An 18,441-nucleotide genomic window follows, 5' to 3' on the forward strand; every position below is an offset into this window, starting at 1 on the left:
TAACAATTCTCGTTACGCCAAATCAATTCCCAAAGTTCTGGCGCATCCCTTTGGGGGACACAGCCCGTGCACCCGCGGGGCGCACGACGCATGCCACGCTATGACACCCGGTCGCTAGGGGTCAACTGTGTGTGAGGTTAAGCACATGTAACGGGATGATAGAGATTTGATAACGGTGGCGTAGAACGGCTATGTAGCGCGCGCGGAGGCTCCGATGATCGTGGTGCTCCGCACCCGCTCATAGTGCTCCGCGTAACCGTGTTCGTCCTGGTCGGAACCACGAAGTGCGGTGGGTGCCGGCAGGTCTGGGCGCTGCACGTGAGCGCCTGCTTCCTCGGCGATCAATGCTCCCGCAGCCCAGTCGTGTTCGTGGAGCCCTCGTTCCGAGTAACCGTCCAGTGTCCCGTCAGCCACCATGCAGAGATCCAACGACGCCGCTCCGAGCCTACGCATGTCCGTGTAGTGGTCCATGGTGTCCAGAAAATTTCCGAACTGTTCGCGGCGGATCACGGGATCGTAGGAGAACCCGGTTCCATAGAGGGCGCCGGTTCGATCCGGCACAGGCCCCGTGAGTCTCGAGTCCTTGCCGTCACGGCGCACCCACGCACCCATGCCGCGCACGGCGTAGTAGATGCGTCCGAGAGCCGGCGCGTGTACCACGCCCACGAGCCAATTGCCCTGGTCGTCACAGGCGGCCACCGATGTGGCGTAGTAAACGATGTCCCGGATGAAGTTCGTAGTGCCGTCCAAGGGGTCCACGGACCAGCGCACCGGCGAGCGGTTCTCCGGCACGTGCGTGCCCGATTCCTCACCCGTGATGGCGTCCCAGGGGCGCTCGGCGCGCAGCACGTCGACCACGGCGTTCTCCGCGGCGACGTCGAAGGCAGTGACCCAGTCCCCCGCGGACGTCTTGTTGACGGCGTCGAACTCGGACTCGTCCCGCTTCTCCAGAACTGCCGCGCCGGCAGCCGCAGCGTGGAATGCCGTTTCCAGAAGCTCTTCGAGTTCGGTGGTGTCCGGGCCCAGGCCCTCGAGTACGCGATCCATGTGTTCAGCTCTCCTGCATTTCGGTCGGGTTTTCTGCTGTGCCTGCGTCGTGCTCGGCGGCATTATCGCCGTCATCATCACCGAAGGCTGAAGGCCCCTCTGTGAGCAGTTGTTCGAATCCGGCCTCGTCCAGCACCGGGACTCCCAAAGACTCGGCCTTGTCCAGCTTGGACCCCGCATTCTCCCCCGCGACCAAGAAGTCAGTCTTCTTGGATACCGAGCCAGACGCTTTGCCCCCGCGCACCAGGATGGCTTCCTTGGCGGAGTCGCGGCTGTAATTCTCCAGCGATCCCGTGACCACCACGGTCACGCCCTCCAGAGTTCGTGGCGTGGATTCGTCGATCTCTTCTTCCATGCGGACGCCAGCCGCAGCCCACGTATCGACCACGTTCCGGCGCCAGTCCTCGCTGAAGAACTCCTTGACCGCCTGTGCGATAACCGGCCCCACGCCGTCGGTGCCCGCCAGCGTTTCCTCGTCCGCGTCACGAATCGCCTGCATCGAGCGGAAGGCAGTGGCGAGCGAGCGCGCGGCGGTCGGTCCCACGTGACGGATCGACAGTGCTACCAACACGCGCCACAGTTCCTTGGACTTGGCCTTCTCGAGCTCCTCGAACATCTGCTCCGTGGTCTTCGACGGGACGCTGGGTTTGGTCTTGGTGGCCTTGGTCCAGAAGTACGGAACCAGCTGGAGGGTGACTTTCTGGGTTTTCTCGCCGGTTTCCTTGTCCGTGGTCGTTCGCTTGGCCTCGCGCCAGATCTGGATGTGTTCGAGGTCCGCCGCTGTCAGATCGAACAACCGTGCCTCATTGCGCAGGGGCGGCTCGGAGAACTCGGTGCCATCGGGCGCGTCCAGCGGTACGGGCTGGGTAAGCGCCTTGGCGGCTTCGTCGCCGAGTGCTTCGATATCGAACGCGCCGCGGCCGGCTGCGTGGGATACCCGCTCCATGAGTTGGGCTGGGCAGCTTTCGGCGTTGGGGCAGCGAATATCAACATCGCCCTCCTTGGCGGGGCGCAGCTCGGTGCCGCAGTTGGGACAGTGCGTGGGCATCACGAACTCGCGTTCGGAACCGTCACGCAGAGCCACCACCGGGCCCACGATCTCCGGAATCACGTCCCCTGCCTTGCGGAGCACCACTGTGTCCCCGATCAGCACGCCCTTGGCCTTGACGACGTCCTGGTTGTGCAGGGTGGCCATCTCGACCGTGGAACCGGCAACTTTCACGGGTTCCATCACGCCGTACGGGGTCACGCGACCGGTGCGCCCCACGTTGACCCGAATGTCCAGGAGTTTGGTATTGACCTCTTCCGGCGGGTACTTATAGGCCACGGCCCAGCGGGGCACGCGAGAGGTGTAGCCCAGTCGGAACTGGGTGCGGCGGTCGTTGACCTTGATGACAATGCCGTCGATCTCATGGAGCAGGTCGTGGCGCTGGGTGCCGAACTCCTCGATGAACGTCAACACCTGGTCGATGCTGTCCAGCACCTTGGAGTACGGGCTGACCGGAAGCCCCCAGGACTTCAATACGTCATAGGCCTCGGACTGGCTCTCCAAGTCGAAGCCCTGCGCGGCGCCAATGCCGTGCACGAACATCGACAGCGGCCTGCGCGCGGTGACCTGCGGGTCCTTCTGCCTCAGCGACCCTGCCGCGGCATTACGCGGGTTGGCGAACGGAGCTCGCCCTTCCTCCACGATGTGCTCGTTGAGCGTTCGGAAGTCCTTGGACGAGATGAACACTTCACCGCGGATCTCGACCTCCTGCGGGAGATTCTCGCCGGTGAGCTTCTGTGGGATGTCCTTGATGGTTGCCACGTTGTGGGTGATGTCTTCACCGGTTGTGCCGTCACCGCGGGTCGCGGCTCGCACGAGATCGCCGTTTCGATAGAGCAAGTTCACGGCCAGACCGTCGATCTTGACCTCGGACAGCCACTGGACCTTGGGTGCGCCAGGGAGATTGGCGATCTGCGCTTCGGCCCGCGTGAGCCAGGCGGTGAGCTCGTCGGTCGAGAACACGTCCTCCAGGGAGTACATCTTCTCAAGGTGCTTGACCGGCGCGAAGGCTGCGGAGACCTCGCCACCCACTTCTTGCGTGGGCGAATCATTGGCCACGAGGTGAGGGTTCAGAGCCTCGAACTCTTCGAGCTTGCGGTACAGCTCGTCGTACTCGGCGTCCGAGATGCTGGGCTGGTCGTTCACGTAATACGCGGTTCGTGCCTCTCGGACACGATCCGACAGTTCCGCGTACTCCTCACGCAGCGCCTCACTGGGCTCGTCCGGATTGAGATCCTGCCCGGACGCATCCGTGGCCTGCTGAGTTTTCGTCACCTTGTTCTCGCTCACCACACCATTGTGTCCCACGGCTCGGACATGCTGCAGTGGTCATCGGCCGGCCCACAGCGAAAAGGACGGTGCAACCGAGACCATTTGCATCTCGGTCGCACCGTCCTTCACACGCGTCGGATCAAACCGTCCTCATGTGCCGTTACAACGGCTTGACCACCAGTTCCAAGTGCGGCTTGTTCCGCTTGGGGTTCCAGGCGATCACGCGGGAGCCGTTCCAGTGTTCGCGGCGCCCGTCGTCGTGAACGGACACGGCCACGGTTGCGGGCAGCAACACGGGTGCTGCGAACTCGACCGACCAAGAGAACGGCACCTCGGAAGGCACCCCGGTGGCCGCGAGCGCGCGGGACGCGGTGTACATCCCGTGCGCGATTGCACCCTTCATGCCCAACGCCTTGGCCGACGGACCCGAGAGGTGAATGGGGTTGTAGTCCCCGCTCACCCCGGCGTACTCACGCCCCGTGTCCGCTTTGAGCGACCACTGCGCGGTTTGCTGGGGGGCATTGAAAGGCACGGTCAACGAGGAGTCCGTCCACTCTTCCTCGCTCGTACGCGCACCTTCACCGGCGATGGCCGCGGTTTGGCCCTTGGCCAGATAACCGGAACGCCCCGCCCACACGACGGTTCCGTCGTTTCGGGTCAGGGTGACGACGGCGTCCACAACAGTCCCAGCGCGGTGGGTGCGCAGGTTCTCCGTCCAGGCCGTGGCGGTGAGTTCTTCACCCACTGCCACGTTCATGACGTGCTGCACGCTGTTGGTCAGGTGCACCATGCCCATAACGGGCAAAGGGAAATCCTGCCGGGTCAGCACGGACATGGCTACGGGGAATGCCAAGGAGTGCAGGGCACCGGAGAACACCGCGGTCTCGGACGATCCAGGAACCAACGGTCTGGGAGTCGCGTGCACCACGCGGCAGAATTTCTCGTGCCACTCGGCATCCACTGTCAGGCCCTCGACCACGTGCGCGATCTTGGGAACTTCCAAGGCGGCTCGCAACCGGTCTCCCCCGCGGTTCAGGAGTGATGCGGGGAGCACCTTGCCCAGCGGGGACTTGCGCAATGCCGGCAAGGCGCGTGCGGCGGCGTCGCTCGCGAAACCACCGGCGGCGCTGGCACCGGCCGTGGCGTACAAGAGCCCAAGGTTCGGCTTGGCGGCCGGTTGGACTTGTTCGTAGTTCTCGGGGACGGTGGGTAACTGTTCAGCTGAACGGGTCATGGTCCTACGCTCCCACAAGGTTCTGGCCGCACACGCGGAGTGTCTGGCCGTTGATTCCGCCCGCTGCGTCCGACAGCAGGAAGGTGATGGTCTGCGCGACGTCCTCCGGGAGACCGCCCTGCTGCAGGGAGTTGAGGCGACGTGAGATCTGGCGGCGGGCCGCCGGGATCTTGGCCGTCATCTCGGACTCGATGAACCCCGGTGCCACCGCGTTGATGGTGCCGCCCTTCTCCGCGATCAGTGAGGCCGTGGCCGCAACGGCGCCGATGACGCCCGCCTTGGAGGCCGCGTAATTGGTCTGGCCGCGGTTACCGGCAACACCACTCGTCGAGGCCAGGCACACGATGCGCGGGTGCTCCCCGAGCTTGTCGGAGTCCAGCACGGCCTGGGTAATGCGCAGCTGGGACTCGATGTTCACCGCGATCACGGAGTCCCACTTGGCCTGATCCATGTTGGCCAGCATCTTGTCGCGTGTGATGCCCGCATTGTGGACCAGCAGGTCCAGCTTTCCGTAGCGCTCGGACGCCAGATTGAGAATCTTCTCCCCCGCCTTCGGGTCCGTCACGTCCAGCTGAAGGGCGGAGATGTGCAGCTCGTTGGCGAGCTTGGTGAGCGCCTCACCGGCTGCGGGAACGTCCACCACGATGACCCTGGCACCGGCCTGCGCCAGCGTCCGGGCGATCTGTGCGCCGATGCCACGGGCGGCTCCGGTCACCACCGCGACCTTGCCGGCCACCGGCTGATCCCAGTTCTCGGTGGACTCGCCGCGCTCATCGGTCACCGTGAGGAACTGCCCGTCCACGAACGCGCTGCGCCCGGACAGGAAGAACCGCAGAGCACCCACCACGGACGGCGCGTCCGCTGCCACGCCGTCGGCAATCAGGATGCCGTTGGCCGTGGTACCGCCGCGCATTTCCTGGGCGGCCGAACGTAACAGGCCCACCACGCCCTGGCGCGCCGCAGCCACTGCGGGTTCCTGGGCAGCGGTGTCCGCCGGGGTTCCCGACGCCGCTCCGGTACCGATGCCTGCCGCGGGTCGCGACAGCGTGATGACCCGTCCCCCGGACCGCAGCTTGCGCAGCACCGAGGACAGCTCGAGGGCGGCCTTGCCCAGATCCGACGGGGTCTTGGCGTCGGTGTAGTCGATGACCACCGCACCCACGCGGTCCACTTCCTGGGCGTGGCGGCGCACGTCAAGGTTCCAGTCGAGCATGGCCTGGGCGGCGGCGTCGGCGGCCTGACCCTTGCCCAGGACCAGAACGGAACCCTCGGGGAAATCACTACCGGCGCGGTAGCGGCGCAGTTTGGTCGGTTCGGGGAGGCCCAGCTTGCTCGCGACCTGCTTACCCAGTCCGGAATTGACCAGGTCCAAATATGTGTCTGCCACTCGAAGCTCCTGTATGTCGTAAATCTGTGGGGGAATGCGTCTTAGACGGAACGCAGGATCATGGCCACACCCTGACCACCGGCGGCGCACACCGAGATCAGCGCGGTCTGCGGACGGCCTTCTGCCTTGGCGCGGGCGGCGAGTTCCTTGGCGGTGGAGGCCACAATGCGGCCGCCGGTCGCGGCGAACGGGTGTCCTGCGGCCAGCGACGAGCCGTTCACGTTGAGCTTGGACCGGTCCACGGTGCCCACGGGCTCGGACAGGCCCAGGCGGTCGCGGCAGAACTCCTCGGACTCCCACGCGGCCATGATGGCCAGCACGGTGGAGGCAAAGGCCTCGTGGATCTCGATCAGATCCATGTCCTGCAGCGTCAGACCCTGACGGGCCAACAGACGCGGCACGGCGTAGGCGGGGGCCATGAGCAGGCCCTCGTTGCCGCTGACGAAGTCCACCGCGGCGGCCTCGGAGTCGACCACCTCGGCCATGGGTGTGAGGTGGTGCTCGCTGGCCCAGTCCTCGCTGGTGATCAGCACGGCGGAGGCGCCGTCCGTGAGTGGCGTGGAATTACCGGCGGTCATGGTGGCCTCGCCGGAGAGCTTCTTGCCGAACACGGGGTTCAGGGTCGATAGCTTCTCCACGGTGGAGTCCGCGCGCATGTTGTTATCCTTGGACACGCCCTTGAACGGGGTGACCAGGTCGTCAAAGAAGCCGCGATCGTAGGCGGCCGCCAGGTTCTGGTGCGACGACGCCGCGATCTGGTCCTGGTCCTCGCGGCTCACGCCCCACTGCTGGGTGGTCAGGGCCTGGTGTTCACCCATGCTCAGTCCGGTGCGGGGCTCGCCCGTGGTGGGAGCGGCGGGCACCAAATCGTTGGGGCGCAGGTTCTTGAGCGCCTTGAGCTTCTGAGTGGGGGTCTTGGCGCGCTGCAACTGCAGCAGGGCGCGGCGCAAGCCCTCGCTCACGGCAATTGGGGCGTCCGAGGCGGAGTCCACGCCACCGGCGATACCGGCCTCGATCTGGCCCACGCGGATCTTGTTGGAGATCGTGCTCACGGTTTCCATGCCGGTCGCGCAGGCCATCTGAATGTCGAACGCCGGGGTTGCGGGGTCCAGGGCAGAGCCCAGCACGGCCTCGCGCGTGAGGTTGAAATCCCGGGAGTGCTTGAGCACGGCGCCGCCGGCCACGGCGCCCAGACGTTCGCCCGAGATCCCGGCGCGTGCCACCAGGCCGTCAATGGCTGCGGTGAGCATGTCCTGGTTCGAGGCGTTCGCGTGAGCACCACCCGCGCGAGCGAAGGGAATGCGGTTGCCCGCGACCACCACGGCGCGGCGAAGGGACTGCTGGGCGTTCTGCTGGATGTTGTCCATGAAAGAGCTGCTCCTCGTAGATTGATGTGGTGCGAATCACCTGAAACCCAGAGTAGCTGATACTCTCGGTATCGTGAAACAGGTCTCAGAGAACGTTGATGGTCGGAATTCGCGGTGGCAGCGTCACCGCGCCAAACGACGCATCGAACTGATCACCGCCGCGCGAGACGCGGTGGCCACCCACGGTGCGGGCATTTCCATGGAGGAAATCGCCACCGCGTGCGGCACCTCCAAGTCGGTCTTCTACCGGTATTTCAAAGACAAGTCCGGCGTACAAGCGGCCGTGGGTGAATACTTCGTATCCCGAATGCGAACCCGCATGGTCGCGGCAGCACACGAGGCGGACTCGTTCGCGGCCACGGTGCACGCGTTGGTGAAGGAGTACCTCAAGTCGGTGGAGGCCTCCGCGGATGTCTACCGGTTCGTGGTCACCGCTCCGGCGGATGGGGATTCGGCCATCGAACAGTTCCTGGATTCTGTCTGCCAATTGCTCATGGACCAGCACATTCGCCACCGCGGCGAACAGGCCATGCCCGAGGCGCTGTTGCAGTGCTGGGCAGCGTCCACGGTGGGCATGGTCCGCGGTGCCGGCGAGGCCTGGCTCGCCTTGCCGGACACCGAGGACAAACCGGACCGGCCCGCCATGAGCCAACTCATCACCGACTGGGCCGTTCAGGGCTTACGGCCGGACACATACACCACGCTCTCCGCAGACGAAACCTCTGCTCAGACAACCCCTCAGGAGTCATGATGACTACAACTTCCCGCCCCGAAGCGCACACCTCCACTCAGCACATGGCCCGGGTGTCCGAGGACGCCGCGCTGCCTACGCACATCGACGTGGCCGGTCTGGGCGAAGTGCTGTTGGGTCGCTGGCCCGAAGCCCGCAAGGCCGCCCGCGAACGCGCCCTGGATCCGCGGCTGCACAGCAATCACAACCTCACCTTCGAGGATCAGCGCGAACTGACGTTCGAGCAGGTCAAGATCCTGCGCGATGCCGGCACCGCACTAGTGGGTGTGCCCGAGTACTTGGGTGGATCCAACAGCCCGGGAGCCAATGTCTCCGCCTTCGAGGAGCTGGTACTGGCTGACCCTTCCCTGCAGATCAAGTCCGGTGTGCAGTGGGGGCTATTCGGTTCGGCCGTGCTCAACCTGGGCTCCAAGGAGCACCACCTCGAGTGGCTCCCGGACATCCTGAACCTCAACACTCCCGGTGTGTTCGCGATGACGGAGATCGGTCACGGCTCCGACGTCGCATCCATCGGCACGACCGCCACGTACCTTCCCGAGTCGGACGAGTTCGAGATCCACACCCCGTTCAAGGCTGCCTGGAAGGACTACCTCGGTAACGCGGCTGTCCACGGCAAGGCCGCGGTGGTCTTCGCCCAGCTGATCGTCAAGGGTGTCAACCACGGAGTGCACTGCCTGTACGTGCCCATCCGCAATGACAACGGTGAGTTCCTGCCGGGTGTCGGCGGCGAGGACGACGGCCGCAAGGGTGGACTCAACGGCGTGGACAACGGCCGCCTGCACTTCACCAACGTGCGAGTTCCGCGGTTCAATTTGCTCAACAAGTACGGCGCGGTGGACGAGAACGGCGAGTACTCCTCCCCCATCGTCTCTCCGGGACGCCGCTTCTTCACGATGATCGGCACCCTGGTGCAAGGTCGCGTCTCCTTGGACGGTGCAGCCGTGCTGGCCAATCAGATGGCCCTGAGCATTGCCGTTCGCTACGCCGAGCAGCGCCGCCAGTTCAACACGGACTCTGATATTCGCGAGCAGACACTCTTGGACTACCAGCAGCACCAGCGTCGACTGATCCCCCGCATTGCGGAGACCTACGCGATGATCTTTGCGCACCAGCAACTGTTGGATAAATTCCACGAGGTCTTCTCCGGCGAGGACGACTCGGACGGCAACCGTCAGGACCTGGAAACCCTGGCCGCCGCCTTCAAGTCGATGTCCACGTGGAGTGCCCTGGACACCCTCCAGGAGGCCCGCGAGGCCTGCGGCGGCGCCGGGTTCATGGCCAAGAACCGCATCCCCCAGCTGCGTGCCGACCTGGATATCTACGCGACTTTCGAGGGCGACAACACGGTGCTCCTGCAGCTGGTCGCCAAGCGCCTACTGACCGATTACTCGGACGAGTTCAAGAACGCGGATGTGGGCGTGATGGCTCGCTACGTGGCGGACCGAGCCACCGAGGCGGGATTCAACCGCTCCGGGTTGCGCAAGCTCACACAGGCCTTCACGGACACCGGGGACGCCCGCAAGTCGGTCAACGCCCTGCGCGATCCCGAGGCCCAGCGCGCCCTCCTGATGGACCGCGTCGAAACGATCATCGAGGACGTCGCGGACGAGATGCGCGCAGTGGCACGCAAGTCCAAGAGTGAGAAGGCCGAGGTCTTCAACAACAACCAGCATCGACTGATCGAGGCCGCCCGGTCACACGCTCAGCTGCTGCAGTGGGAAGCCTTCACCGAGGGCCTCGAGAAGATCCAGGACCCCGGCACCAAGCGCGTGCTCACCTGGCTGCGTGATCTGTTCGGACTGCACCTGCTCGAGGAGAACCTGGGCTGGTACCTGGCCTACGGTCGGCTCTCGATGCGCCGCGGCCGCGCGTTGGAAAGCTACGTGAACCGGTTGATCGCCCGTTTGCGTCCGTACGCCCTGCAACTCGTGGACTCCTTCGGTCTCAGCCCCGAGCTGCTGCGCGCCGAAATCGCGGGAACCGTGGAGGAAGAGCGCCAGCAGGAGGCGGACGCGTACTTCCGTCGCTTGCGCGCCAGCGGTGACGCCCCCGCCAAGGAGGCCAAGCCGGCCCGCGACCCCAAGGCCGAGACGCGCGGTCACCACGCGTAAGATTCAACCCGAAAACGCCGACGCCGCCCGCGAGACTCTCGCGGGCGGCGTCGGCGTTCAACGTCCTAGCTGATGCGTTTGATGCTGCCGGTGTTGACGCGGGGGTCGTCGGCCTCGAGGACGTCCGCGACGATCAGCGTCACGTTGTCCCGACCACCGGTGCGAAGGGCGGCCTGGAGCAGCACGTCCGCGGCTTCCTTGGGGTGCTGCACCGCGTGCAGGACCCGGGCGATGTGCGCCGGGGACAGCTCCCCGGTGAGACCGTCCGAGCACATGAGCAGTCGCTGACCCGGGCGGGCCGGAATCACGATGATGTCAGGTTCCCACACCTGGCCGGTGCCCAGGGCGCGGGTGATCACGTTGCGTCGCGGGTGCACCAGTGCCTGAGCGGGGGTGAGCTGTCCGATGGACACGAGGTACTGGACCTCGGAGTGATCCACGGTCAACTGGCTCACGCCAACGGGGTGCTCGGGATCGGTGGGTCGCTCGCCCACACCGGGACCCGTGAGTTCATAGGTGCGCGAGTCGCCCACGTTGAAGATCAGCCACAACCAGTGCCCCGCGATTTCCACGAGCCACGCACCGGTGACCGTGGTGCCGGCGCGGGTGCCGCACTGGTCCTGGATGGACTGGTCGGCTTCCCACAGTACGGACCGCAAGCGGTGCACGGCCTCGAGCGCCTCGTTGGGGACGTCCGGATCGAGCTTCAGCTGACGGTCGATCGTGGCCCGGAACCGGGACACGTCCAGTCCGGGTTGGGGTTCCACGATCTGGTAGTCCAAGAAGTTCTCGAGCGTGAACAGCTCGGATGAGCCCAGGGTGGAGACGCACAGGGCACTGGCGACCTCGCCGGCCTCGTGACCGCCCATACCGTCCGCGACGGCAACCATGTTGTCGGTGACGACCAGGGCATCCTCATTGGATTCCCGGCGCAGCCCACGATCGGTGACACCGCCCGATCGGATGGCCAGAGAAATGCTCATTCGTCCTCGTCTTCCAGCCGGGGCCCTTGACCCTGGGTAATGGACACCGGTTGCACGTCGCCAAAGCCACGCACGTTCCGGGAAGGTTGCGGGGTCAACACGAAACGGTCGTCGTTCTTCAGCACCGATGCCGTGGACGCATCCACCACCACTCCACCGGGATCGGTGAGCGCAACCAGCCGGGAGGCCAGGTTCACGGTGGGGCCGTAGAGGTCACCCAGTCGCGGCAGCACGCGCCCCCAGACGAAGGCCACTCGGGCCTGCGGAAGCAGCGGGTCGTTCTTGATCAGTCGGGACAGGGCCAATGAGATCTGGGCACCGCCCTGGGGTGTCTCCGACAGGAACATGACCTCGTCGCCGATGGTCTTGATCACGCGTCCGCCACCCATGGAAATGATTTCCGCGCACCGCTTTTCGAAGCGCTGCACCAGATTCGCCAGGGTGCGCTCGTTCATTTGTCGTGACAGGGATGTATAGGAGACCAGGTCAGCGAATCCCACGCCGCGGGCCAGCGGCAGCGACGATCCGCCCACGTCCGAGACGTGTTCACCCAGGCTTTCCGTGGAACCGTCCGCGCGTTCACCGCGCATTGCGAGTCGCTGCACGGCAGCCGAGAGCTGGCGCCGCCAGGAATAGTCGAGCAGCTTCTTGAGCGGGCCCACCATCTCCGGCAGGACATGGAGCAGTTCGCGCCGTGCCTGAGCGTCCGTCATGCCCTGGTGAGCCACCATGTCCTCGACGAGCGCCTCGATCTGCCACACGACCATGCGGTCGGAGAGCTGGGCCACGGAACGGGCCAGGGACAGCGCTGCTTCTTCCGACAGTCGGTCCCGCTGCACGAGGTCTGACACCACGCGCAGGGCCCGGACGTCCTCCTGGGTGAAATACACCTCGTCCTCGCTGAGATTCGGAAATCCCAGCGCTCGCCAGATCTTCCGCGCGGACGCCGTGGACAGTTCCGCGGCATGCGCGGTCTCTCGGCGTTTGAGGTTGCGCTCGGAACCCAGCAGCAGCTGATCGAGGTTCTTCACGGCCGCTTTGGACTCCTCCGACCCGTACAGGTTGGACTGCACCGGGTTGTGGAGATTGAGGTTGATCTGCTCGGTCTGGGGACCGACCACGGGCTGGTCTGGGCGCTCGTTGGGGTCTTCAGCCACGCGGCCCTCCTTGGAAACTGCTGCTCGATGATGTGGTCATGCCAGACCTACTGTAATTGCCAGCGGGCCGTCCGGACTGTTGGACCAGGTCAACCATGGCGTCCGGTTGCGGACACGCCGCCAGTTTGAGGCCACCCAGCGCCCCGAAGTCCGCCATGACCGTTCCCCGGTCCACTCCGCGGGTCAGCATGGCGAACAGTCCCGTGGGCGCTACCACTCGCGCGCCGCGCAGGGCGTCCAACGGCAGGGCCACCACGTTGTCCTTGGCCGGAGGGCCGGTAAGGGCGAGGCGTTGATTGGTCAGCACGAACACGGTGCGCAGCCAGCGCCACGCCGGGAGCAGCACGTAACGGTAGGCCACCCACAGGGCCGCCAGGGTGATGATCCAACCGACCAGCGAGTGCAGGGTGGTCCACGGCGCTTCGTAGGGTCGCCAGGTCAGGTCCAGGAGTCGCTGCAGCGCCGAGTACAGCAGCACGGTGCACCACGCAATCACGGCGGGCCCCACCAGCCGGATGGGGTGCGCACGGGTGGACACGATCGTTTCCTCGCCCTGCCTGAGGACCAGGCGGTTTTTCGGCCTCATGCCCGCTCTCCCGCGGTGATTCGAGCGACGTCGTCGAGTGCGCACTGCTCGGCAGCCGTCCTGGCCGCGCCGGGTGCGGGACGCACGTGGACGACGTCGCCGGCGGACAAGGCGCGCGCCGTTCCTTGATCGCCGCGCACGATCAGCTCGCCCGAGGTTCCCAAACCTTCGGCCACGGCCTGTTCGGGCACGGTGGAACCGGGTAGGTGGAGCGCCACGCGACGACCGAGAGTATCCAGCTCGGATTCCAGGACGGCGCGCATGTCGCCACCCGGACCGAGCGCTGCACCGGGGTCCTGGCTCACCAGGTGATAGCAGCGAGCGAACTCTCGCAAGATCTCGGTGAGCAGCGTCTGGCGGTCGGGCACGGCGGCGTCGTTGCCTGCCTCAAGGCGCAGGGACGTGGCTGTGGGGATCGGGAGGTGACGCTGGCTCACGTTCAGTCCGGCACCCACCACAGCGCTGGGAACGGAACTACCCGGGTGGTTGATCAGTGTGGCCAACACGCCGCACAACTTGCGTGAGTCAACAAGCACGTCATTGGGCCACTTGATCACCGCGGGAACGCGTGCGGTGCCCCGAACCGCACGCGTCACGCTGTGGGCCATCAGCAGCGTGAGCCACGGGACGTATTCCACAGGCCACGGAACACCCGCCGCCGTGCGCGGTGTGCAGGCCACGGAAAAGGTGAGCGCCACGCCCGGGGGTGTGAACCAGTGTCGGTCCAGCCGGCCCTTGCCTGCGCTCTGAAAACCGGTGACGACGGCGCTCAGATCAGTGCAGCCAGTCTGCCTCACCTGGTCGGCGAGCCACACATTGGTCGATTCGACCTGATCGAGCACGGTCACGGAAGAGAATCCAGAGTCTGTCAGCTCGGCCTGCAGCTGATCAGCGTGGAAATCCGCTGCCGGTTCCAGGGCAGTGGGGTCCATGCGGGCGACTCCTTAGAGGGGACGTGAAGATCGATGTTTCTCAGCTTATGTCTACCGCCGCTGTCGGGGCATAAGCTGAACGGGAGTAATCCAACATGACGGCCGGTGAAAGGCAACCATGAGCATTTTTGCAGTGACCTATTCCTACGGTGGCCCGGTGGAGGTTCTCAACGAACACCGGCCCGCACACCGCGCCTACCTGGGTGAGCTGGCCCAGCGGGGCAAGGTCATGGGGTCCGGGCCTTTCACGGACGACGGCGCTGCGGGAGCGCTGCTCGTGTTCTCGGCCGAAAGCGCCCAGGAGGTCCACGACATTCTGGCCGACGACCCGCTGGTCGTCCACGGTGCCGTCACCGAACACACCGTGCGGGAATGGAGCATCAATACCGGCGCGTGGTCGTGACCTCCTGGGAATGATCACGTGAAAGAACCCGTCACGGGATTGTGGGACCCCTACAAAGGCATGGGTCACCCCGCAGAATAAACTTGTGACGTCCTGAACCTGGGACACCGGTACTCCCACCCTTGTACCGGACCGAGACAACGCGAGGTGCCATGAGCCACGACCTGACCACCACCGCAGGCAAGATCGCCGATTTCCGCGAGCGCCGTGAGAAGTCCGAGCGGCCCGCTGGCGAGGCGGCGGTCGAGAAGCAGCACTCGCGCGGTAAGAACACCGCCCGTGAGCGCATCGAGATGCTGCTGGACCTGGACTCCTTCGTCGAGTTCGATGCCATGGCCGTGCACCACAGCACCATGTTCGGCATGGAGAAGAAGAAGCTGCTGGGCGACGGCGTGGTGACCGGTTATGGCACCGTGGACGGACGTTTGGTGGCCGTGTACTCCCAGGACTTCGGCGTGTTCGGCGGTTCGCTGTCCCAGGTCAACGGCGAAAAGATCGTCAAGGTCCAGAAGTTCGCTCTGCGTAACGGTTGCCCCGTGATCGGCATCAACGACGGCGGTGGCGCTCGCATTCAGGAGGGCGTGGCTTCCCTGGCGATGTTCGCGGACATCTTCCGCATGAACGTGCGTTCCTCGGGTGTGGTTCCCCAGATCTCGCTCATCATGGGCCCGTGCGCCGGCGGTGCCGCGTACTCCCCCGCCCTGACGGACTTCGTGGTCATGGTGGACAAGACCTCCCACATGTTCATCACCGGCCCGGACGTGATCAAGACCGTCACCGGTGAAGAAGTGGACATGGAAACCCTGGGTGGTGCCCGCTCCCACAACGAGCGCACCGGCACCGCGGCCTACCTGGCGGCCGATGAGCAGGATGCCTTCGACTTCGTGCACGAGCTGCTCGAGTACCTGCCGGGCAACAACCTGCAGGACTCCCCGCGCATGGAGCACGATCAAATCTTGGAGATCGACGACGAGGATCTGGAGCTGGACACGCTCATTCCGGATTCGGCCAATCAGCCCTACGACATGCGCACCGTGATCGAGACCGTGGTGGACGACGGTCACTTCATGCAGATTCAGGAGCTCTACGCCCCCAACGTGATGGTCGGTTACGGTCGCGTGGAGGGTCAGACGGTGGGCATCGTGGCCAACCAGCCGATGCAATTCGCCGGCACCCTGGACATCGCAGCGTCGGAGAAGGCCGCGCGTTTCGTGCGCCACTGCGATGCCTTCAACATTCCGATTCTGACCTTCGTGGACGTCCCCGGCTTCCTGCCCGGCACGGACCAGGAATTCAACGGCATCATCCGCCGCGGCGCCAAGTTGCTATACGCGTATGCCGAAGCGACCGTTCCCATGGTTACGCTGATCACCCGCAAGGCCTACGGTGGCGCGTACATCGTGATGGGGTCCAAGAAGTTGGGCGCGGACATCAATCTGGCGTGGCCCACCGCTCAGATCGGCGTGATGGGCGCTCAGGGTGCGGTGGAGATTCTCTACCGTCGTGATCTCAAGGCCGCCGCAGAGAACGGCGAGGACACCGCCGAGTTGCGTGCCGAGCTCGCCCAGAAGTTCGAGGAAGATCTGCTGAACCCCTACCAGGCCGCCGAGCTCGGTTTCGTGGATTCGGTCATCATTCCCTCCGAGACCCGCACGCAAATCATTAAGGCGTTGCGCGGCCTGGCCGATAAGCGTGCCTCGATGCCCGCCAAGAAGCACGGGAACATTCCGCTGTGACCGCCCGCGACAAGGCACACGAGGCGGTGTCCCGGTTGGATTCCGTGGACGCAGACGACAAGCGCGAGCCACTGTTCACGGTCACACGTGGCAACCCCACGGCCGAGGAACTCGCGGCGCTCACCGCGGTGTTCATGGCCCACGACGCCGCCGCGGACGATTCACACGCCGCTCCCGTGCGCGTGCCGAGGGTGCAATCCCGCCGTATGCGCCTGGGCATGAAGCTGCGCCCGGGGTGGGGCGCGTGGCGTCGCACACGGCCGGAAAGCTAACCCCGGTTTCCATGAATTCCGCAGCATAATGGTGGGCGTGAATGTCATTGTCGCGAGCGTGCTGTGGAGTCTGTCCCTCTTATTGATCGCCAGCGGTGTGGCCAAATTGCTCACCAGCAAAACTGATGAGAGTGCCCTGAACGTCTTGGCGTTGCCCGCCATGGTGAATACGCGGGCCGTGCGCACCGCGCTCCCCTGGGTGGAAATCCTCCTGGCTCTGACGCTCATCTTGAGTTCGGGAATCGTGTTGTGGGCGGCCACAGCCGCGGCCGTGGTGCTGTTCGTGGCGTTCACGGTGTTCGTGGGCATCGGTGTGCGCCAGGGTGATCCTGCATCCTGTGGATGCTTTGGTTCGCTGTCCCGCGCACCCATGTCCTGGCGCACCGTGGTGCGCAATCTGGTGTTCGTAGCCCTGGCTGCCTTTGCCTTCATCGTCACGAGTACCGGTTCTTACCAGGGTCCCGCGTTGCCCGTGCCGTGGTGGACCGTGGTCGCGGCGGCTGTCCCCTTGCTGGTCCTCGGCGTGATCGTGTGGACGGAACGCGGCCACGCCAGCCCTCGCGGGTTGAGCGCGGGTCGGCTGAGCAACGTTCCATCCCTCCCCGAGCACCTCGATCCTCAGCGTGCCACCTCTCAGCCCGTCGCATCCGGCACCGACGGCATGACTCACCCCGATGACGAAATTGGCGACGCCGATGACTACGTCCGGCTGCCCGTTCCTTTCGTCTCGGCCGTCGACAGTGACGGTCAGCGCGTGTCCATGCGGACCATGGCACAGACACAGGCGCGGGCACTCTTCTACGTGAGCCCCGGTTGTGGTCCGTGCATCACGGTCATGGAGCGGCTCCAAGAACTTCCCGCGACGTTGGGACCGGTGGCCATTCACACGATCGTGGCCCACGACAGCTCACTCCACGAACTGCCGGAGTCGTTGCGAGCCAACGCCCTGGTGGATCCGGACCGTTCCCTGGCCAGTTCGTTCGGCATGGTTTCCAACCCGTGGGCCGTGGTCCTGGGCACAGACGGCTTGCTGGCGGGCGGACCCGAAGCGGGCAGCGGTGCCGTGACCCAGTTGTTGGACGAGCTCGTGGAGCGTTTCGAAACGGCTCCCCGCGCGTGACAACCAGCGCCTCGACGCTCAACCATGAGTCGTCGAGTAGAGACGAGCACGGCACGTTCAAGGCACTGCTGGTCGTGGCGGGCGGCGTGGTCGCTGCGCTGCACGTCTGGAAACTCTCTCCAGCGCTGGGCACGCTGTCCGAGCAGCTGAACATGAGCCTGGGTCAGGCCGGAGTGCTCGTGGCGGTGATTCAGGTGGCCGGCATGGTGCTGGGCATGATCGTGGGTCTGTTCAACGACTCGATCGGGCTGCGCCGGGGCTGTCTGTGGGGTTTCGGCTTCCTGGCGGTCGGCTCGGTGCTGGGTGCTATGGCGCGCGGCCCCGGGCTGCTGCTGGCCTCTCGCGTCCTGGAGGGCGTGGGTTTCTTGGTGGTCTGCGTGGCCTCACCCGCGCTGATTCGCAGGCTCGTACCCCCGCGCCGGTTGGCCCCGATCGTGGGACTGTGGGGTTGCTTCTTCCCCGTGGCCGCCGCCATTTCTCAGCTCACGGGCGGTTTCCTCGTGGACACGATCGGCTGGCGTGCCTGGTGGTTGGGCGCCGCAGCACTCGCCGTGGCCGTGGGCGTGGCCATGGCCACGGTCATTCCGCCTGACGCGAGCACCGCGCCGCGGCGAGGCAACGACGGCGGGCCGCGAGCGGCGTCGTCATCGGTGGCCGCGACCTCGACGACGGATACGCTACCGCCGGCCGCGCGCTCGGTGGGTGTTCGGGCGAAGGCAACGCTGAGCACGGGACCCCTGTGGGCTGCCGCCCTGGTCATGGGTTGTTATACGGCGCAATGGAATGGCGTGATCCAGTTCCTCCCCACGATCTATGCGGAGGCCGGAATTGCGGCGGGGGCCGCCGGTGCATTGAGTGCCGGAGCCGCGGCATGTAATGCCCTGGGCAATCTGAGCGCCGGGCAGGCACTGGGCCGAGGGGTCAAGCCCGTGACCCTGTGGACCATTGGATTCGTCACCATGGCCGTGTGCGCGGTGATTGCATTCGGGATCGCTCCCCTGATCGCCGAGGAATGACGCTTCGGACTGCGCTACG

At 65.4% G+C, this 18,441-nt stretch carries 16 protein-coding genes; 7 read left to right on the forward strand and 9 right to left on the reverse strand.

Features of this window, described 5'->3' with window-relative positions; all coding sequences use genetic code 11:
- Positions 1–189: 189 nt before the first annotated feature.
- The 5 genes from RF638_RS03495 to RF638_RS03515 all read right to left on the reverse strand — a co-directional run bounded on the left by RF638_RS03495 (position 190) and on the right by RF638_RS03515 (position 7,355).
- A complete protein-coding gene (locus RF638_RS03495; RefSeq protein ID WP_095796765.1) occupies positions 190–1,047 on the reverse strand; it encodes an inositol monophosphatase family protein in 858 nt (285 codons plus the stop codon).
- A gap of 4 nt (positions 1,048–1,051) precedes the next feature.
- Positions 1,052–3,370 carry an NAD-dependent DNA ligase LigA gene (gene ligA / locus RF638_RS03500; RefSeq protein WP_254049276.1) on the reverse strand — a complete coding sequence of 773 codons (2,319 nt, stop codon included), beginning with the start codon at positions 3,368–3,370 and terminating at the stop codon, positions 1,052–1,054.
- Positions 3,371–3,527: 157 nt separating this feature from the next.
- Complete coding sequence (locus tag RF638_RS03505; protein ID WP_095796766.1) at positions 3,528–4,601, reverse strand: MaoC/PaaZ C-terminal domain-containing protein; 1,074 nt, start codon at positions 4,599–4,601, stop codon at positions 3,528–3,530.
- A gap of 4 nt (positions 4,602–4,605) precedes the next feature.
- The gene (locus RF638_RS03510; RefSeq protein WP_129702421.1) at positions 4,606–5,988 is read right to left on the reverse strand and encodes a 3-oxoacyl-ACP reductase; all 1,383 of its coding nucleotides are present in this window, start codon (positions 5,986–5,988) and stop codon (positions 4,606–4,608) included.
- 41 nt (positions 5,989–6,029) lie between these two features.
- On the reverse strand, positions 6,030–7,355 hold the full coding sequence (locus RF638_RS03515; RefSeq protein ID WP_129702422.1) for an acetyl-CoA C-acetyltransferase: 1,326 nt from the start codon (positions 7,353–7,355) through the stop codon (positions 6,030–6,032).
- Between the two features lie 73 nt (positions 7,356–7,428).
- On the opposite strand from RF638_RS03515, the gene RF638_RS03520 reads away from it, so the two are divergent.
- Positions 7,429–8,106, forward strand: coding sequence for a TetR/AcrR family transcriptional regulator (locus RF638_RS03520; RefSeq protein WP_238663348.1), 678 nt, complete (start codon positions 7,429–7,431; stop codon positions 8,104–8,106).
- A gap of 44 nt (positions 8,107–8,150) precedes the next feature.
- The gene (locus RF638_RS03525) at positions 8,151–10,217 is read left to right on the forward strand and encodes an acyl-CoA dehydrogenase (RefSeq protein WP_238663354.1); all 2,067 of its coding nucleotides are present in this window, start codon (positions 8,151–8,153) and stop codon (positions 10,215–10,217) included.
- Between the two features lie 65 nt (positions 10,218–10,282).
- Here RF638_RS03525 and RF638_RS03530 read toward each other — a convergent pair whose 3' ends face one another.
- Genes RF638_RS03530 through RF638_RS03545 form a run of 4 tightly spaced genes read right to left on the reverse strand, consistent with a single transcriptional unit; the run spans position 10,283 to position 13,875 of the window.
- Complete coding sequence (locus RF638_RS03530) at positions 10,283–11,200, reverse strand: PP2C family serine/threonine-protein phosphatase (protein ID WP_129702424.1); 918 nt, start codon at positions 11,198–11,200, stop codon at positions 10,283–10,285.
- Complete coding sequence (locus tag RF638_RS03535; protein WP_095796772.1) at positions 11,197–12,357, reverse strand: adenylate/guanylate cyclase domain-containing protein; 1,161 nt, start codon at positions 12,355–12,357, stop codon at positions 11,197–11,199. Before RF638_RS03535 ends, RF638_RS03530 begins: the two co-directional genes overlap by 4 nt.
- The gene (locus RF638_RS03540) at positions 12,350–12,943 is read right to left on the reverse strand and encodes a hypothetical protein (RefSeq protein ID WP_129702425.1); all 594 of its coding nucleotides are present in this window, start codon (positions 12,941–12,943) and stop codon (positions 12,350–12,352) included. The genes RF638_RS03535 and RF638_RS03540 overlap by 8 nt, the downstream gene beginning before the upstream one ends.
- Complete coding sequence (locus tag RF638_RS03545; RefSeq protein WP_368841445.1) at positions 12,940–13,875, reverse strand: biotin--[acetyl-CoA-carboxylase] ligase; 936 nt, start codon at positions 13,873–13,875, stop codon at positions 12,940–12,942. The genes RF638_RS03540 and RF638_RS03545 overlap by 4 nt, the downstream gene beginning before the upstream one ends.
- A gap of 118 nt (positions 13,876–13,993) precedes the next feature.
- Between RF638_RS03545 and RF638_RS03550 the strand changes: the two genes are divergently transcribed.
- The 5 genes from RF638_RS03550 to RF638_RS03570 all read left to right on the forward strand — a co-directional run bounded on the left by RF638_RS03550 (position 13,994) and on the right by RF638_RS03570 (position 18,422).
- Positions 13,994–14,278, forward strand: a complete 285-nt coding sequence (locus RF638_RS03550; protein ID WP_259913644.1) for a YciI family protein — start codon at positions 13,994–13,996, stop codon at positions 14,276–14,278.
- Positions 14,279–14,430: 152 nt separating this feature from the next.
- A complete protein-coding gene (locus RF638_RS03555; protein WP_368841446.1) occupies positions 14,431–16,014 on the forward strand; it encodes an acyl-CoA carboxylase subunit beta in 1,584 nt (527 codons plus the stop codon).
- Entirely contained in the window at positions 16,011–16,286 is a 276-nt protein-coding gene (locus tag RF638_RS03560; RefSeq protein ID WP_095796777.1) for an acyl-CoA carboxylase subunit epsilon, read from the forward strand. Before RF638_RS03555 ends, RF638_RS03560 begins: the two co-directional genes overlap by 4 nt.
- Positions 16,287–16,323: 37 nt before the next feature.
- Positions 16,324–17,406 carry a MauE/DoxX family redox-associated membrane protein gene (locus RF638_RS03565; protein ID WP_158222901.1) on the forward strand — a complete coding sequence of 361 codons (1,083 nt, stop codon included), beginning with the start codon at positions 16,324–16,326 and terminating at the stop codon, positions 17,404–17,406.
- Positions 17,403–18,422: an MFS transporter gene (locus RF638_RS03570; RefSeq protein ID WP_368841447.1), complete on the forward strand. Its 1,020-nt coding sequence runs from the start codon at positions 17,403–17,405 to the stop codon at positions 18,420–18,422. The genes RF638_RS03565 and RF638_RS03570 overlap by 4 nt, the downstream gene beginning before the upstream one ends.
- The last annotated feature ends 19 nt before the right edge of the window (positions 18,423–18,441 follow it).

Origin of the sequence: Kocuria sp. CPCC 205235 (assembly GCF_040980905.1) — a bacterium.
GTDB classification, from domain to species: Bacteria; Actinomycetota; Actinomycetes; order Actinomycetales; family Micrococcaceae; genus Kocuria; species Kocuria carniphila.